This window comes from Streptomyces sp. (assembly GCF_035563135.1).
Classification (GTDB): Bacteria; Actinomycetota; Actinomycetes; order Streptomycetales; family Streptomycetaceae; genus Streptomyces.
Window position 1 is genome coordinate 31,440 of the sequence record NZ_DATMVN010000020.1, and the last position, 15,976, is coordinate 47,415.

8 protein-coding genes are annotated in these 15,976 nt (G+C 73.3%); 2 read left to right on the forward strand and 6 right to left on the reverse strand.

The window, feature by feature from the left end; genetic code table 11:
* Positions 1–8: 8 nt before the first annotated feature.
* The 3 genes from VN520_RS01205 to VN520_RS01215 form a co-directional block, all read right to left on the reverse strand.
* Positions 9–3,605 (reverse strand): ATP-dependent DNA helicase, encoded by a 3,597-nt coding sequence (locus VN520_RS01205; protein ID WP_325744927.1) that lies wholly within the window; start codon positions 3,603–3,605, stop codon positions 9–11.
* 60 nt (positions 3,606–3,665) lie between these two features.
* The gene (locus VN520_RS01210; RefSeq protein WP_325744928.1) at positions 3,666–7,028 is read right to left on the reverse strand and encodes an ATP-dependent DNA helicase; all 3,363 of its coding nucleotides are present in this window, start codon (positions 7,026–7,028) and stop codon (positions 3,666–3,668) included.
* 311 nt (positions 7,029–7,339) lie between these two features.
* Positions 7,340–7,939, reverse strand: a complete 600-nt coding sequence (locus VN520_RS01215; RefSeq protein WP_414719747.1) for an MGMT family protein — start codon at positions 7,937–7,939, stop codon at positions 7,340–7,342.
* Positions 7,940–8,056: 117 nt separating this feature from the next.
* Here VN520_RS01215 and VN520_RS01220 point away from each other — a divergent pair, with 117 nt between their 5' ends.
* Both VN520_RS01220 and VN520_RS01225 read left to right on the forward strand, forming a co-directional pair.
* Entirely contained in the window at positions 8,057–10,810 is a 2,754-nt protein-coding gene (locus VN520_RS01220; RefSeq protein WP_325744929.1) for a lysylphosphatidylglycerol synthase domain-containing protein, read from the forward strand.
* Positions 10,811–10,941: 131 nt separating this feature from the next.
* Complete coding sequence (locus VN520_RS01225) at positions 10,942–12,540, forward strand: alpha/beta hydrolase (RefSeq protein WP_325744930.1); 1,599 nt, start codon at positions 10,942–10,944, stop codon at positions 12,538–12,540.
* A gap of 313 nt (positions 12,541–12,853) precedes the next feature.
* Here VN520_RS01225 and moeZ read toward each other — a convergent pair whose 3' ends face one another.
* The 3 genes from moeZ to VN520_RS01240 form a co-directional block, all read right to left on the reverse strand.
* On the reverse strand, positions 12,854–14,032 hold the full coding sequence (gene moeZ / locus VN520_RS01230) for an adenylyltransferase/sulfurtransferase MoeZ (protein WP_325744931.1): 1,179 nt from the start codon (positions 14,030–14,032) through the stop codon (positions 12,854–12,856).
* An 84-nt stretch (positions 14,033–14,116) separates the two neighbouring features.
* Positions 14,117–14,944 carry a spherulation-specific family 4 protein gene (locus VN520_RS01235; protein WP_325744932.1) on the reverse strand — a complete coding sequence of 276 codons (828 nt, stop codon included), beginning with the start codon at positions 14,942–14,944 and terminating at the stop codon, positions 14,117–14,119.
* On the reverse strand, positions 14,932–15,897 hold the full coding sequence (locus VN520_RS01240) for an NAD-dependent epimerase/dehydratase family protein (protein ID WP_325744936.1): 966 nt from the start codon (positions 15,895–15,897) through the stop codon (positions 14,932–14,934). Before VN520_RS01240 ends, VN520_RS01235 begins: the two co-directional genes overlap by 13 nt.
* Between the last annotated feature and the right edge of the window lie 79 nt (positions 15,898–15,976).

The window sequence follows — 15,976 nt, forward strand, 5'->3', positions numbered from 1 at the left end:
TCATGAGCCTATCGGCCCTGCGGAGGTGGCTCGTCCAGCAGGAGCTTCTCCAGCTCCTCCCGGCCCGGCAGGCCGGCGGGGCGGGACGTCTCCCCGGTGCGTACGTACAGGAAGGTCGCGGTGACCGCCTCCAGCGGCAGGCCGTGCAGTTCGGCCCAGGCCAGGCGGTAGACGGCCAGCTGGAGCGGGTCGGCCGCGCGGTGCCGGCCGGTCTTCCAGTCGACGATCTCGTAGGTGTCGCCCGTGCGGTAGACCGCGTCGATCCGGCCGCGGATCACCCGGCCCCCGAGCGTGATCTGGAACGGTGTCTCGACGCGGTACGGGGTGCGCCGGGCGTACGCGGTGCGCCCGAAGGCTTCCTTGAGTTCGGCGAGGTCGCGCTCGTCGGCGATCTCCGCGTCGCTCCCGTCGCCGCCGGGGAGTTCGTCGGGGCCCAGCATGGGCAGCGGCAGTTCCTCGAACCGGGACTCCACCCAGGCGTGGAAGCGGGTCCCCCGGCGGGCGGCGGGCTGCGGGGGGCGGGGCATGGGCCGGGCGAGCTCCCGTGCGAAGCCCTCGGGGTCGTCGGCGAGGTGCAGGAGCTGGGTGGCGGAGAGTACGGCGGGCACGACGACGTCCCGTACGGCCGCACGGGCACGGCGCAGCTCCCCGGCGAGGGCGTCCAGATCGCGGTCCCAGGAGGCGAGCGTGCGCGACTCCTCCGGGGTGAGGCCCGCGTCCTCCTGGGTGATACCCGCGTCCGCCGGGGGGAGGAGCGCGTCCGCCGGGGCGCGGGCGGCCGGGACGTACGGCGCGGGGGCCGCTGGGCGCGGGCCGGGCCGGGGACCGTCCGCGGCCTGCTCGGCGTCGCGGTACGGGGCGCCGTCCGGTGACGGCCCCTCCTCGGTGGACGTGGCGGGCTCACCGTCCGGGAACGGGTCGTCGTACGGAGCGTCCACCTCGTCGTACGGCGGCACCTCTTCCTCGTACGGGGGCTCGTCCTCGTGCGGGGGCTCTTCCTCGTACGGGGGCTCGTCCTCGTCCGGCGGCTCCTGGGCGTACCGGAGGTCCCCGGTGTGCGCCGGCTCCTCGTACGCCTCCGGTACGGGCGTGGCCGCCAGGGCCTCCAGGTGGGCCAGCACCGTGTCCCGGGCGGCGCGGCGGCGGGCCGTCGCCGTGGCGTCGAGCGGGAGCGGCCAGGCCTGGTCGGCGTCCTTCTCCTGGAGCGCCGGGTTCTCCTCGTCCTCGCCGGGCTCGTCCGCCCAGGCCTCGATCTCGCCGTACCCGGCCGCGCAGTGCTCGTACAGTGCGTCCAGGAAGGCGGACGGGCCGCGGGGCTCCTTCTGGGAGGGCCCCCACCAGTGGCCGGAGCCGAGCAGCAGGCTGCGGGGGCGGGTGAAGGTGACGTAGCCGAGGCGGAGCTCCTCGGTGTGCTGATGCGCCTTCATCTCCTCCTTGAACGCCTTGAGGCCCTTGGCGTCGAAGGAGTGGAGATCGGGGAGCGTGGCCGCGTCGCCGCGCAGGGCGTGCGGGAGCACCTGGGGCTGCGAGGTCCACGCGTCCCGGGACTGTGTGCTGGGGAACTGTCCGCCGACGAGGCCGGGGACGGCCACGACGTCCCATTCCAGGCCCTTGGACTTGTGGGCGGTGAGGACCTTGACGGTGTTCTCGCCGCCGGGCAGGGCGTTGTCCAGGCCCTTCTCGTACTGCGCGGCGGTGCGCAGGAAACCGAGGAAGGCGAGCAGGGTCGCTTCCCCGTCCACCGCGGCGAAGCCGGCCGCGACGTCCAGGAAATTGGCGAGGGTCTCGCGGCGGCGTGCGGCCAGGGCGTGCGGTGACGCGGAGAGTTCCACTTCGAGGCCGGTGGTCGCGAGGACGCGGTGCAGTACGTCCATGAGGGGGTCGGCCAGGGAGCGGCGCAGGTCACGGAGTTCGGCGGCGAGGCGGGCGAAGCGGATGCGTGCCTGCGCCGAGAACGGCAGCTGGTCGTCCTCGGCCCCGCCGGACTCCAGGAAGGTGTCGAGGGCGTCGGCGAGCGAGATCACCTCGGCGGGGTCGATGCCCTCGACGGCCTCGGCGAGACGCCGGTCGGGGTCGGCGCCGTCACCGGAGGCGGCGCGGTGGACGAGGAGGCGGGCGCGGCGTCCCAGGAGGGCGAGGTCCCGCGGCCCGATGCGCCAGCGCGGTCCGGTGAGCAGCCGGACCAGGGAGGCGTTGGCCCCGGGGTCCTGGAGGACCTCGCAGACGGCGACGAGGTCGGCGACCTCGGGGAGGTGCAGCAGTCCGGACAGGCCGACGACCTCGACGGGGATGTCCCGGGCGACGAGGGCGGCCTGGATGCGGGGGAAGTCTCCCGCGGTCCGGCACAGGACCGCGATCTCTCCCGGTGCCGTGCCTGTCCGTACGAGGTGGGCGAGCGAGTCGCCGAGCCAGTCGATCTCCTCGGCGTGGGTGCGCAGGAGGGCGCACCGGACCGTGCCGTCCCTCTCCGCTCCGGGGGCGGGGCGCAGTGCTTCGACTCCCTCGTGCATGGCGCGCAGGGGTTCGGCGAGGCCGTTGGCGAGGTGGAGGAGGCGGCCTCCGCTGCGGCGGTTCTCGCTGAGGGAGTAGCGGGTGGCCGGGGTGCCGTCGGCGTGCGGGAAGTGGTGCGGGAAGTCGTCGAGGTTGGCCACGGAGGCGCCGCGCCAGCCGTAGATGGCCTGGCAGGGGTCGCCGACGGCGGTGACGGCGTGGCCTGCCGTGCCGCTCTCGCCTCCCCCTCCGAACAGCGCGGCCAGGAGCAGGCGCTGGGCCACCGAGGTGTCCTGGTACTCGTCGAGCAGGACGACCCGGAATTCGTCGCGGAGGATGGCGCCGACCTCGGGCCGGGTGAGGGCCAGCTCGGCGGAGAGGGCGATCTGGTCGCCGAAGTCGAGGAGGTCGCGGCTGCGCTTGGCGGCCCGGTAGCGGCGGGTCAGTTCGAGGAGCTCGCGGCGCGCCCCGGACGTCTCGGGGATCTTGCGCAGTTCGGCGTTGGTGAGCCGTGCCGTCTCCAGGGCCTGGAGGAGCCCGGTCTCGTGCTCCGCGAGCTGCTCGGGGCGGACCAGGTGTTCGGCGAGCTCGGCGTCCAGGGCCAGCAGATCGCTGACGAGGGTGGGGAAGGAGCGGGTCAGCGCGGGGTAGGGGCCGGGTGCCTCGCGCAGCACGCGGGCCGCGAGCTGGTGGCGGGTGGCGTCGGCCAGGAGGCGGGTGGTGGGTTCAAGGCCGATCCGCAGGCCGTGGTCGGTGAGGAGGCGGCCTGCGAAGGCGTGGTACGTGGAGATGCTGGGCTCGCCCGGGGGGCTGTCCGGGTCGATGACGTCCGGGTCGGTGACCCCGGCCGCGACGAGGGCCTTGCGGACCCGCTCGGCGAGCTCACCGGCGGCCTTGTTCGTGAAGGTGAGGCCGAGGACCTGTTCCGGGGCGACCTGCCCGGTCCCGACCAGCCACACCACCCGGGCGGCCATCACGGTGGTCTTCCCGGAGCCGGCTCCGGCCACGATCACCTGCGGGGCGGGCGGCGCGGTGATGCAGGCCGTCTGCTCGGGGGTGAAGGGGATCCCGAGGAGCTCCTTGAGCTGCTCGGGATCACTGATACGGGAGGACATCCCGAAGAGGCTATCCGGACTCACCGACAAGGCGGTCCCGCGCGGTCCGCGCCGGGGCGGTCATTCGATGATCTGCCGGCCTTCGGGCTGTGCGCTGCACGAGGCCTTGAAGGCGCAGTGCGTGCAGTGCCGGCCGGTCGTGGGGGTGAACCGTTCGTCCAGGACCCGGCCGGCGGCCGTGGCCAGCAGGCCGGAGACCCATTCCCCGGAGAGGGGTTCCTGCGCCTGCACCTTCGGAAGGGCGTCGCCGCCCTCCTTCTTGGGGGCGGGCTGGCGCAGCTGGACGAGTTCGGCGCCTCCTGGTTCCGGGCGGCGGCCGTCGAAGACCTCGTCGACGGCGCCCTCCCTGACGGCCAGCTGGTACACGGCGAGCTGGGGGTGGGAGGCCACCTCGTCCTTGGTGGGCGCTCCTTTGCCGGTCTTGAAGTCGACGACGTAGGCCCGGCCCTCGGCGTCCTGTTCGACGCGGTCCATGGAGCCGCGGATGCGTACCGCGTACTCGCCCGCTTCGAGGGTGACGTCGAAGTCGTGCTCGCTGGCGGCGGGGGTGCGGCCGGCCCGGTCCATGACGTGCCAGCGCAGGAAGCGTTCCAGTGCGGCGCGTGCCTGGTCCTTCTCCTGCTGCGACTTCCAGGGGGCGTCGAAGACCAGGCCGTCCCACACGGAGTCCAGGCGTTCCATCAGGACGTCCAGGTCCGCGGCGGTACGTCCGGAGGCCACCTCGTCGGCGAGGACGTGGACCACGTTGCCGAAGCCCTGCGCCGCCGTCGCCGGGGCGTCGGCCTTCACCTCCCGGCCCAGGAACCACTGGAGGGCGCAGGTGTTGGCGAGCTGGTCGAGCGCGCTGCCGGAGAGCGCGACGGGACGGTCCCGGTCGCGCAGCGGGACCTCGGAGCGGGTCGGTTCGTCCAGCCCCCACCAGCGGTACGGGTGCGCCGCGGGCACGAGCGGCTGGCCCTCGTCGTCGGTGAGCGCCGCGAGCCGGGCGAGCCGGCGGGCGGCTGCGTCACGCAGGGCTTCCGAGGCGGCGGGGTCGACGGTCGTCGCCCGGAGTTCGGCGACGAGCGAGGCCACCGCGAGCGGACGCCGGGGGCGCCCGGTGACGTCCCGGGGCTCGACGCCGAGCTCGGTGAGGAAGCGCGAGGGCTGGTCGCCGTCGTCGGCGGGCGCCTTGACCGCGGTGACGACGAGGCGTTCACGGGCCCGGGTGGCGGCGACGTAGAACAGCCGGCGCTCCTCGGCCAGGAGGGCCCCGGGGGTGAGGGGCTCGGCGAGACCGTCGCGTCCGATCCGGTCCGCCTCCAGGAGTGAGCCCCGGCGGCGCAGGTCGGGCCAGAGCCCCTCCTGCACCCCGGCGACGACGACCAGGCGCCACTCCAGGCCCTTGGAGCGGTGCGCGGTCATCAGGCGTACGGCGTCGGGGCGTACGGCACGCCGGGACAGGGTGTCGGCGGCGATGTCCTGGGCGTCGATCTCCTCCAGGAAGTTGAGCGCGCCGCGCCCCCCGGTGCGCTCCTCGGCACGTGCGGCGGTCTCGAAGAGGGCGCACACGGCGTCGAGGTCCCGGTCGGCGTTCCGGCCGCCCGCACCGCCGCGCAGTGCGGCCCGCTCCAGGCGGCCGGGCCAGGGGGTGCCGTTCCACAGGGTCCACAGGGCCTCTTCGGCGGTGCCGCCGCCCTCGAGGAGCTCCCGGGCCTTGCGCAGGAGCGCCCCCAGCCGCTGGGCTCCGCGGGCGTACGCCGGGTCGTGCGTGACGAGGCGTTCGGGCTCGGCGAGCGCCCGGGCGAGGAGTTCCCCGGACGGTGGCGGCAGACGGTTCCCGCCGGCTCTCTCCTCGTCGCGCAGGGCGCGGCCGAGCCGGCGCAGGTCGGCGGCGTCCATGGAGCCGAGGGGCGAGGTGAGGAGGGCGAGGGCGGTCTCGGTGTCGAGCCGGCCGGGTGCCGCCCGGTCGCCGTCGGTTCCGGCCCCGTCCTGCGGGTCTCCGGGCTCGGTGGGGTGCAGCGCCGCCGTGGCGACGGTGCGCAGGGCGGTCAGGAGCGGGGCGACGGCCGGCTCGTGGCGCAGGGGGAGGTCGTCGCCGTCGACCTCCAGCGGGACCCCGGCCGAGGTGAGCGCCCGGCGCACGGCGGGCACCGAGCGGCCGCCGGCGCGTACGAGGACCGCCATGTCCCTCCAGGGCACGCCCTCTTCCAGGTGTGCGCGCCGGAGCAGATCCGCGATGTTCTCCAGCTCGGTGGAGGGCGTCGGATAGGTGTACGTCTCGATGCGGCCGCCCCCGCGCACGGCGGACAGCTCGCGGTGGGCGCGGACCTTGTCCGAGGGCAGGCGGGTGAGCGGCATCCGGCGGGTGAGCAGCCGGGTGGCCTCGATCAGCTTCGCGCCGGAGCGGCGCGAGGTGGTGAGGACCCCGACGGGGGCGGGCGCCCCGTCGGCGCGGCGGAAGGCGTCCGGGAATTCCAGGATGCCGTTCACATCGGCGCCCCGGAAGGCGTAGATCGACTGGTCGGGGTCGCCGAAGGCGATGAGCGTCCGGCCTCCGCCGGCGCCCGGCGCGGTGCTTCCCCGGTTCCCGGCCAGCGCGTGCAGCAGCCGGACCTGGGCGGGGTCCGTGTCCTGGTATTCGTCGACGAGGACCGCGTCGTAACTGCGGGCCAGTGCCGCCGCCACCTCCGGGCGTTCGGCGAGCAGGACCGCCCGGTGGACCAGTTCCGCGTAGTCGAGGACGCCCTGGGCGTCGAGGACGTCCAGGTACTCGGCGAGGAACTGGGCGGCGGCGCTCCAGTCGGGGCGGCCGGTGCGGCGGGCGAAGGCTGCCAGCGCGTCCGGGCCGAGGCCCAGTTCACGGCTGCGGGCCAGCACCGCGCGCACCTCGTCGGCGAAGCCCCGGGTGGTCAGGCAGGCCCGCAGCTCGTCGGGCCAGCGGACATGGGCCAGCCCTGCCTGTTCCAGGCCGAGCTGGCCGGCGAGGAGTTCGCGGACGGTGACGTCCTGCTCGGGCCCGGAGAGCAGGCGCAGCGGCTCGGCGAACAGGTCGGCGTCCTGGTGCGCGCGGACCAGGGCGTAGCAGTACGAGTGGAAGGTGGTGGCCTGCGGGCCCCGGGTGCCGCCGAGCCGGGCCGCCATCCTGTCGCGCAGTTCGACCGCCGCCTTGCGGCTGAAGGTGAGGACGAGGATGCGGGCGGGGTCGGCCCCCCGCGCCACACGCCGGGCGACCGCCTCGACCAGCGTCGTGGTCTTGCCGGTGCCGGGTCCGGCGAGGACCAGCAGCGGGCCGTCCCGGTGATCAACCACGGCGCGCTGCGGTGCGTCCAGGAGAGGGGGGTCCACGGAGCCCGGCGGTGTGCGCACCAGCCGGTACGCGCCCGGGGCCCGCCGTCGTGCCTGACGGTGCGGGCTGTTCCGGGTGGTGGAGGAGGAGCTCACGTGGATCGCCGGTCCTGGTGGGTGTACTGGGTCTGCGCGGTCACCGGCCGTGGGGTGACGGGCCGGGTGCGATGGTTGCTGGACGGTGCTGAGCCGGGGGCCTGGTGGAGACGGTCCGAGGGTGAGGGGGACGGATGAGGGAGCGGAGCGTGCCGCGTGTGGACGACGCTACGCCAGCGGGGAGGCGGAAATCAGGCGGCGGGACGCGTCCCGCGTCACATCGCCCCCCGCCCCGCGTGGAGTCCGCCGCGGCGGTGCGTCCCGTTCACCGGCCCGGCGCCCGTCCGGACGCGGCACGGGGGCGGACGCTGTCAGGCGTGGGCTTCCCCGCCCGGGCGCCCGGTCACGCCGTCCCATCGCGCGCGCTTCATGTCGAGGCGCGGAACGTGCCCGTCCGTGTCGCGCGGCGACGCGCGCAGCGGGGTGCCCTCCTCGCGGTAGTGGGCGAGTGCCCGCAGTTCATGGCCCGGCAGCAGGAGCCCGTCGGCGCGCACCACACGCCACCAGGGCACCGCGGAGCCGTACAGGGCCATCACCCGGCCGACCTGTCTCGGCCCGCCGTCACCGAGCCATTCCGCGACGTCGCCGTACGTCATGACGCGGCCGGGCGGAACGAGGTCCGCCACGTCCAGGACCCGCTCGGCGTAGACGGGCAGCTCGGCGGTCACGGGGGCGGCGGGCGCGGCCCCGGTCCGGCTGCCGCTGGTCCGGTCTTCGCTCATCCGGCCCATCCTGCCGTATGCCACCGACAACCGGCCGTATCCGGTCCACCGGCCGTGCCCGGTCAACCGGCCGTGCCCGGTCGACCGGCCCTGCCCGGTCAACCGGCCGTATCCGGCCGACCGGCCCTGCCCGGTGCCGTGCCGGTCACACGCCGTGCGCGTGTCGGCGAAGCTGCGTATGTTGCGCATCGCGCCCGTGCAATGCACCCTGATGCCCCCCTCTGTCTGCAGGCCGTGCCACCATCATGCGGGCGGTGACCGGTGATACGAGAACACGAAGATTCATCAGAGGCTAAGGAGCAGGGCGTGCAGCCACCGAAGGCGGCGGACGCCTCTGACGCCGAGCCGCGCCCGGACGCGCCCGGTGTCCCGGACACCCGGACCGCAGGCGCTCCGGAGGCCGAGGGCGCTCCGGAGCACTCCCAGGAACACCTCTCGGGTTCGACCCTCGCGTCGGACGGTGCCGGTCTGACCGACCGGGTCTCGGGCGACGAGCCCCTGCTGCCTGCCCGGGTCCACCGCCCCTCCGATCTGCTGCGGCTCCTCGTCGGAGTCCTGGCGATCGCTCTGCTGTTCTTCCTCGCCGCGTTCGCCCAGGGAACCACCACCGGCCTCGAGGACGACATCTCCAAGGGCACCGACCAGGCCCCGGATCTGCTGATCAAGATCGCGGGCCTGGTGTCCAGCATCGCCGTGCTCCTCGTGCCGGTCGCCTTCGCGATCGAGCGTCTGGTGAAACGCGACGGGCTGCGGATCGCGGACGGGGTGCTGGCCGCCGTGCTGGCCCACGGGGTGACCCTGGCCACCGACCTCTGGGTCGCCCGGTCGGCTCCCGGGACGATCCGGGAGGCCCTGACCCAGCCCCAGCCGGGTGACGCGCTCACCGATCCCGTGCACGGGTATCTCGCGCCCGTCATCGCCTACATGACGGCGGTCGGGATGGCCCGCAGACCGCGCTGGCGGGTCGTGCTGTGGGTGGTGCTGCTCCTGGACGCCTTCGCCATGCTGGTCGGCGGCTACACCACCCCGTTCTCGATCGTCCTCACGGTGCTGATCGGCTGGACCGTGGCCTACGGCACGCTGTACGCGGTCGGCTCACCGAACGTCCGCCCGACCGGCCAGCACCTGATGGCCGGTCTGCGCCACGTCGGTTTCCGTCCGGTCGCCGCGATGCGCACCGAGGACGGCCCCGACCACGTCGAGCAGAGCGACCGGGGCCGCCGATATCTGGTCACCCTGGAGGAAGGGCCACCGCTGGACGTCACGGTCGTCGACCGTGAACAGCAGGCCCAGGGCTTCTTCTACCGGGTGTGGCGCAGGCTCACCCTCCGCAGCATCACCCAGCGCCGCTCCATCCAGTCGCTGCGCCAGGCCCTGGAGCAGGAGGCGCTCCTCGCGTACGCGGCGATCGCCGCCGGTGCCAACGCGCCCAAGCTGATCGCCACGTCCGAGCTCGGACCCGACGCCGTGATGCTCGTGTACGAGCACATCGGCGGGCGCTCGCTGGACGCGATGGAGGACGAGGAGATCACCGACGACCTGGTGCGGGGTGCCTGGCGGCAGGTGAAGGCGCTCCAGTCGCGGCGGATCGCGCACCGCAGGCTCACCGGGGACGCCATTCTGGTGGACCGTTCCGGCACGGTGTTCGTCACCGACCTCCGGGGCGGCGAGATCGCGGCCGGTGACCTGATCCTGCGCATGGACGTCGCCCAGCTGCTCACCACCACCGGTCTGCGGGTGGGCGCCGAACGGGCCGTCGCCGGGGCGCTCGCCGTGCTCGGGCCCGATGCCGTCGCCGACTGCCTGCCGCTGCTCCAGCCGATCGCGCTCAGCCGCTCCACCCGGGCGACACTGCGCAGGCTCGCCCGGGAGCGTTCGCAGCGCGAGCGTGAGGCGGTGCTGGAGGCCTCGCAGGCGGCGAAGCAGACCAAGGCCGGGGAGCAGGGCTCGGAGACCGGCGACCGCAAGGCCGTCCGCAAGTCGCTGCGCACGGAGAAGCAGGCCGAGAAACGGGCGATGGACGATGCCCTGGAAGAGGCCCGCGAGGAGGACATGCTGGCCCAGATCCGCCGCGAGGTGCTGCTGATCAGGCCGCAGGCGCCGGTCGAACCGGTCCGGCTGGAGCGCATCAAGCCGCGTACGCTCTTCAGTTTCATCGCGGGTGCGATCGCCGCCTACTTCCTGATCTCGCAGGTCACCGAGGCCGACTTCGGCACGGTCGTGGAGCAGGCCGAGTGGGGCTGGGTGGCTGCGGCGCTGGGCTTCTCGGCCCTGAGCTACGTCGCCGCCGCCATGAGCCTGCTCGGTTTCGTGCCCGAGCGGGTGTCTTTCGGGAAGACCGTGCTGGCGCAGGTGGCCGGGTCGTTCGTGAAGATCGTGGCCCCCGCGGCGGTCGGCGGTGTGGCGCTGAACACGCGCTTCCTGCAACGTGCCGGGGTGCGCCCGGGGCTCGCCGTCGCGAGCGTGGGCGCGTCCCAGCTGTTCGGGCTCGGCTGCCACATCGTGCTGCTCGCCCTCTTCGGATATCTGACCGGTACGGAGAAGACCCCGGACTCGCTCACCCCGTCGAGGACGGTCATCGCGGGCCTGCTCACGGTCGCCGTCCTCGTGCTGGTGGTGACCGCGATCCCGTTCATGCGGAAGTTCGTCGTCACCCGGGTGCGGTCGCTGTTCGCCGGCGTGGTGCCCCGCATGCTCGACGTGGTGCAGCGTCCGCAGAAGCTGGTCACCGGCATCGGCGGCATGCTGCTGCTGACCGGCCTGTTCGTGCTCTGTCTCGACGCGTCGATCCGCGCGTTCAGCGGCCCCGACGTCCCCCAGCTCAGCTATGCCAGCATCGCCGTGGTCTTCCTCGCGGGCAACGCCCTCGGTTCCGCGGCGCCCACCCCGGGCGGTATGGGCGCGGTCGAGGGCGCGCTGACCCTGGGCCTGATCGCGGTGGGCCTCCCGAAGGAGGTCGCGGCTCCGGCGGTGCTGCTGTACCGCGTGATGACGCTGTGGCTGCCGGTGCTCCCCGGCTGGATCTGCTTCAACCAGCTGACCCGTAAGGGAGAGCTCTAGAACACGGGCTCCGGAACACGGCTCCGGAACACGGGCTTCGGAGCACGGCTCCGGAACGCACCTGCGGGGGCGCGCCACTCGCATGGACCGCGCCCCGCGCGTTCCCCCGCGCCCCGCCGCACGATGGGTCCATGAGGACCTCTCCCGCTCTGCGTGCCGCTGCCCTCGCCGCCACCGCCACCGTGCTGCTGCCGCTGGCCGCGTGTTCGGACGACGGCGGCGACGGGGACACGGAGAGGTCCGCCCCGTCGGCCGCGTCGACGGCGGCCCCCACCGCGACGACACGGGAGCTGACCTCCCAGAAGCTCGACTGGAAGCCCTGCCCGGCCCCCAACCAGGCCCAGGGCAGTGGCGCGTCCCCTTCACCGCTGCCGGGCGGGGCCGCCTGGGAGTGCTCCTTCATGGACGTCCCCCTCGACTACGCCGACCCCGGGGGCCGGACCATCGAACTGGCGCTCGTCCGGGCCGCCGCCAGGGACCAGGACCGGCGGATCGGCTCGCTGATCTTCAACTTCGGCGGACCGGGCGCCTCCGGTGTCGCCACGCTGCCGTCCTTCGGTACCGCGTACGACACGCTCCGCACCCGCTACGACCTGGTGAGCTTCGACCCGCGCGGGGTCGGGCGCAGCGAGGGTGTGGAGTGCTCGGACGACAGGACGCTCGACGCCCGGTACGAACAGGACGGCACGCCGGATGACGCCGAGGAGGAAAAAGCGTTCGTCGAGGACCAGAAGTCCTACATCGCCGACTGCGAGGAGAACTCCGGGGACGAGCTGCCCTACCTCGGCACGACGAACGCGGCCCGGGACATGGATCTGATGCGCCAGGTGCTCGGCGACGACAAGCTGTACTACTTCGGGATCTCGTACGGCACCGAACTCGGCGGCGTCTACGCCCATCTGTATCCCGGGAACGTCGGCCGGGCCGTCCTGGACGCCGTGGTCGACCCGGGGGAGGACTCGTTGCAGTCCTCGCTCGGCCAGGCCAAGGGTTTTCAGCTCGCCCTGGACAACTTCACCGCCGACTGCGCCGAACGCGACGACTGCAAGCTCCCCGGCTCCTCCGCGCAGGAGGTCCAGGAGTGGATCGCCGGTCTCCTCGCCCAGCTGGAGAAGAAGCCCGTCCCCGGGCTCGGTGAGCGGAAGCTGACGCAGACCCAGGCCACCACCGGCATCGCGTCGGCCCTCTACTCCGAGGAGACCTGGCCGCTGCTCGAACAGGGCCTGGACGAGGCGGACGGCGACAACGGCGGTCTGCTGCTGGCGCTCGCCGACTCCCTGAACGGCCGCTCCGAGGACGGGCGCTACGACAACTCCAACGCCGCCAACACGGCCATCAACTGCGCGGACTCCGAGCAGCGGTTCACCCTGGAACAGACCAGGAAGGCCCTCCCCGAATTCCGCAAGGCCTCCCCCGTGTTCGGGGACTACCTGGCCTGGGGGCTGATGTCCTGCACCGGCTGGCCCGTCGCGGGCGCCTGGGACACCCCGGACGTCAGCGCACCCGGTTCGGCCCCGGTCCTGGTCATCGGCAACACCGGGGACCCCGCGACGCCGTACGCCGGCGCGAAGGCGATGGCCGCCGAGCTCGGCGAGGGGGTCGGGATCGAGCTCACCTACAAGGGCGAGGGCCACGGGGCGTACAACGGCGGCAACACCTGCGTGCAGCGGGCTGTGGACGGTTATCTGCTCGAAGGGAAGGTCCCGGAGCCGGGAACGGTCTGCGGGTGACCGGCCGCTGGACGGCCGGAGACCGGCGCCACCCGGGACGCTCCGGTGGCGGCCTCCGGGCACGGAGGAGGCGGCGCACCTGCGCGTACGGGGACGGTCCCGGGCCGGCGCCGCGGCCCTGCTGACGGCGTTCCTCGCGGACGACGCGGACTTCGGCGCCGGCTGCCGGCGCCTCTCCCCCGTCCCGCTCCCCCGCCTCGGCACGACGAACGCCGTCAGGGACACGGACGCGATCCGCAGGTCACGGAGGCCGGATGCGCGAAGGGGCCGGCTCCGCGGAGGAACCGGCCCCTTCGTACATCACGCCGCAGGTCTAGTAGACCGGCTTCTCCGGCTCGACCTGGTTGACCCAGCCGATGACGCCGCCGCCGACGTGCACCGCGTCGGCGAAGCCCGCCGACTTGAGGACCGCGAGGACCTCGGCACTGCGGACACCGGTCTTGCAGTTCAGGACGATGCGCCTGTCCTGCGGAAGGTCCTGGAGGGCGCTGCCCATCAGGAACTCGTTCTTCGGGATCAGCCGGGAGCCCGGGATCGAGACGATCTCGTACTCGTTCGGCTCGCGGACGTCGATGATCTCGATCTTCTCGTCGCCGTCGATCCACTCCTTGAGCTGCTTGGGAGTGATCGTGGAACCGGCCGCCGCCTCCTGGGCCTCCTCGGACACGACGCCGCAGAAGGCCTCGTAGTCGATGAGCTCGGTGACGGTGGGGTTCTCGCCGCAGACCGCGCAGTCGGGGTCCTTGCGGACCTTGACCTGGCGGTACTGCATCTCCAGCGCGTCATAGATCATCAGACGGCCGACCAGCGGGTCGCCGATGCCGGCGAGCAGCTTGATGGCCTCGTTGACCTGGATGGAGCCGATCGACGCGCAGAGCACGCCCAGGACACCGCCCTCGGCGCAGGAGGGGACCATGCCGGGGGGCGGCGGCTCCGGGTAGAGGCAGCGGTAGCAGGGACCGTGCTCGGACCAGAAGACGGACGCCTGACCGTCGAAGCGGTAGATCGAGCCCCAGACGTACGGCTTGTTCAGCAGGACCGCGGCGTCGTTGACGAGGTAGCGGGTGGCGAAGTTGTCCGTGCCGTCCACGATCAGGTCGTACTGGGCGAAGATGTCCATCACGTTGTCGGCTTCGAGCCGCTCCTCGTGAAGGACCACGTTCACCAGGGGGTTGATCCCCTGCACGGTCTCCTTGGCCGACTGGGCCTTGGACTTGCCGATGTCGGCCTGGCTGTGGATGACCTGGCGCTGCAGGTTCGACTCGTCGACCTCGTCGAACTCGACGATGCCGAGCGTGCCCACGCCGGCAGCGGCCATGTACATCAGAGCCGGCGAGCCGAGGCCGCCGGCGCCGACACAGAGCACCTTCGCGTTCTTCAGCCGCTTCTGTCCGTCCATCCCGACATCCGGGATGATCAGGTGGCGGGAGTACCTGCGGACCTCGTCGACGGTGAGCTCAGCAGCTGGCTCGACCAAGGGTGGCAGCGACACAGGAACCTCAACAATGCAGGTGGTCGGTTTCTACGTACTTCATCTACGTACGGTTGTTCTCCCGTAACACTGCCACGCCGCTCCTCATTCCGAGATACCGGGTCCGATCCGCGAGACGAATTCGTCCCAGTAGCTGGGCAGTGCCGCGAATGGGTCGGTTTGCCCGTGCGTGCCGTCCCGGTCCGTGAAGAAGATCGTGCCGGCGCCCTGCCAGCGGGCGATGCGCATGGCCTCCTCCAGGTGCGTGCGCGGGAGTCCGTGGACGAAGTGCGCGAAGCGCCCTGGTTCGTACGCCGCGGTCCACTCGGCCACCTGCGACCAGCGGTAGTCGGTCCACGGGCCCCTGAAGGTGACCAGCTGGTCGGCGGCCTCGGCGTAACCCGGGTGCGGGTGGGTGCCGTGGCCCAGGACCATCCGTCCGCCCTCCTCGTCCGCGCTGTCGCTGTCGGCCAGGAGCGCGAAGAGCGTGCTGGTCAGCCGGCGGACCGCCGGGAGCTCGCCGCGTTCGGCCGGGCAGTGCTCCAGGTAGAAGCCGCCGACGCGGTACCGGTCGAGGTAGGACTGGGCCTCGGCGACCAGTTCCCCGAAGGGGCGGCTGCCGAAGGCCAGGTCGATGTGGCCCAGCAGCCTGCCGCCCGAGGCCCGGACGGTGTCCTCGGGCGCGTCTCCGTGCAGAGCCCGTTCGCGGGCGTTGCGGAGCCGGCCGGCCGCCTCCAGGCAGTACGGGTCGGGCCGGGCGCCCGGCCCGTTGTCGATGTTGAGGACGGCCCAGTGCAGCGGGGTGCCCGGCCGGCTGAGCCGGGCCCATGCGGCGGGCGCGAGCAGCGGATGGGCGTAGCCGGGCACCCCGACCCCGAAGTGTTCCGTGCCGCCGGTCCGCAGGGTGGAGCCGGCGCTGGTCAGATGCGGCACGCCGCCTCCATCCAGATGTCCGCGAGGGATTCCTCCAGATTGATGCGGGGACGCCAGCCGAGCCGGTCCCGGGCGGTACGCACATCGGCCTGCTGCCAGGCTCCGCAGCCGTCGGGGTAGGGGGACGGGGTCGCCGCGAGGTGCTCCACGACCGATTCCGTCGACGCACGGGGGGCACCGATGGGCAGCCGTCCGGGGGGCGCGTCGAGCTCGTGGAGTGCGCCCGCGTAGCCGGCGACCCTGGCGAGGACCGCCGCCGCGTCGCGCAGCCGTACGGCCCTGCCGGTGCCGATGTTGACGACGCCCTGGGCCGCGGAGAGCGAGGCGGCGTGCACGGCACGCGCGACATCGCGTACGTCGACGAAGTCGCGCTGCACCCCGAGGCCGCTGAGCCTGAGCTCGGGGTCGCCGGTCTGCATGGCGCGGCGCATCGTCTCGGCCAGCCTGCCGAGCGGGGAGCCGGCCGGGGTCCCGGGCCCCACGGGTGAGAAGACCCGCAGCACGACCGCGTCCAGACCGGAGCCGAGGACCAGCTCGGTGGCGGCGAGCTTGCTGACGCCGTACGGGCCTCCCGGGCGGGGCACCGCGTCCTCGGCCGTGGACGAACCCGGCTGCGAGGGCCCGTATTCGGACGCGCAGCCGACCTGGACGAGCCGTGCGCTGCAACCGCTGCGGCGCATGGCCTCGCAGACGGTGGCCACGGCGACGGTGTTGTGGCGGGTCAGGTCGCGGGCGCCACCGCGGGTGGCGCCCGCGCAGTTGACGACGACCCCGGGGTGGACGGCGTCCAGGAAGCGGGTGAGCGCTCCGGGGCTGCCGCCCGCGAGGTCGAAGCGCACGTCGGCGTCGTCGCCGCGGCCGAGTGCCGTGAGGTGCACGGCGGGGTCGGCGAGCAGGCGGTCGGCGACGAAGCGGCCGAGGAATCCGTTCGCTCCGAGCAGCAGAACCCTCATCGCGCGCCCCCTCGGTGCCGACGGCGGGCTGCCGGTGCGGGGGATCGGGGGATCATGTCCGGTGTCTCCTTGGGTGTGT

What these genes read in the sequence shown, in the direction of transcription:
- VN520_RS01205 (WP_325744927.1), bottom strand. Translation starts at nt 3,605, where the DNA reads ATGTCCTCCCGTATCAGTGATCCCGAGCAGCTCAAGGAGCTCCTCGGG.
- VN520_RS01215 (WP_414719747.1), bottom strand. Translation starts at nt 7,939, where the DNA reads ATGCGCAACATACGCAGCTTCGCCGACACGCGCACGGCGTGTGACCGG.
- VN520_RS01225 (WP_325744930.1), top strand. Translation starts at nt 10,942, where the DNA reads ATGAGGACCTCTCCCGCTCTGCGTGCCGCTGCCCTCGCCGCCACCGCC.
- VN520_RS01240 (WP_325744936.1), bottom strand. Translation starts at nt 15,897, where the DNA reads ATGAGGGTTCTGCTGCTCGGAGCGAACGGATTCCTCGGCCGCTTCGTC.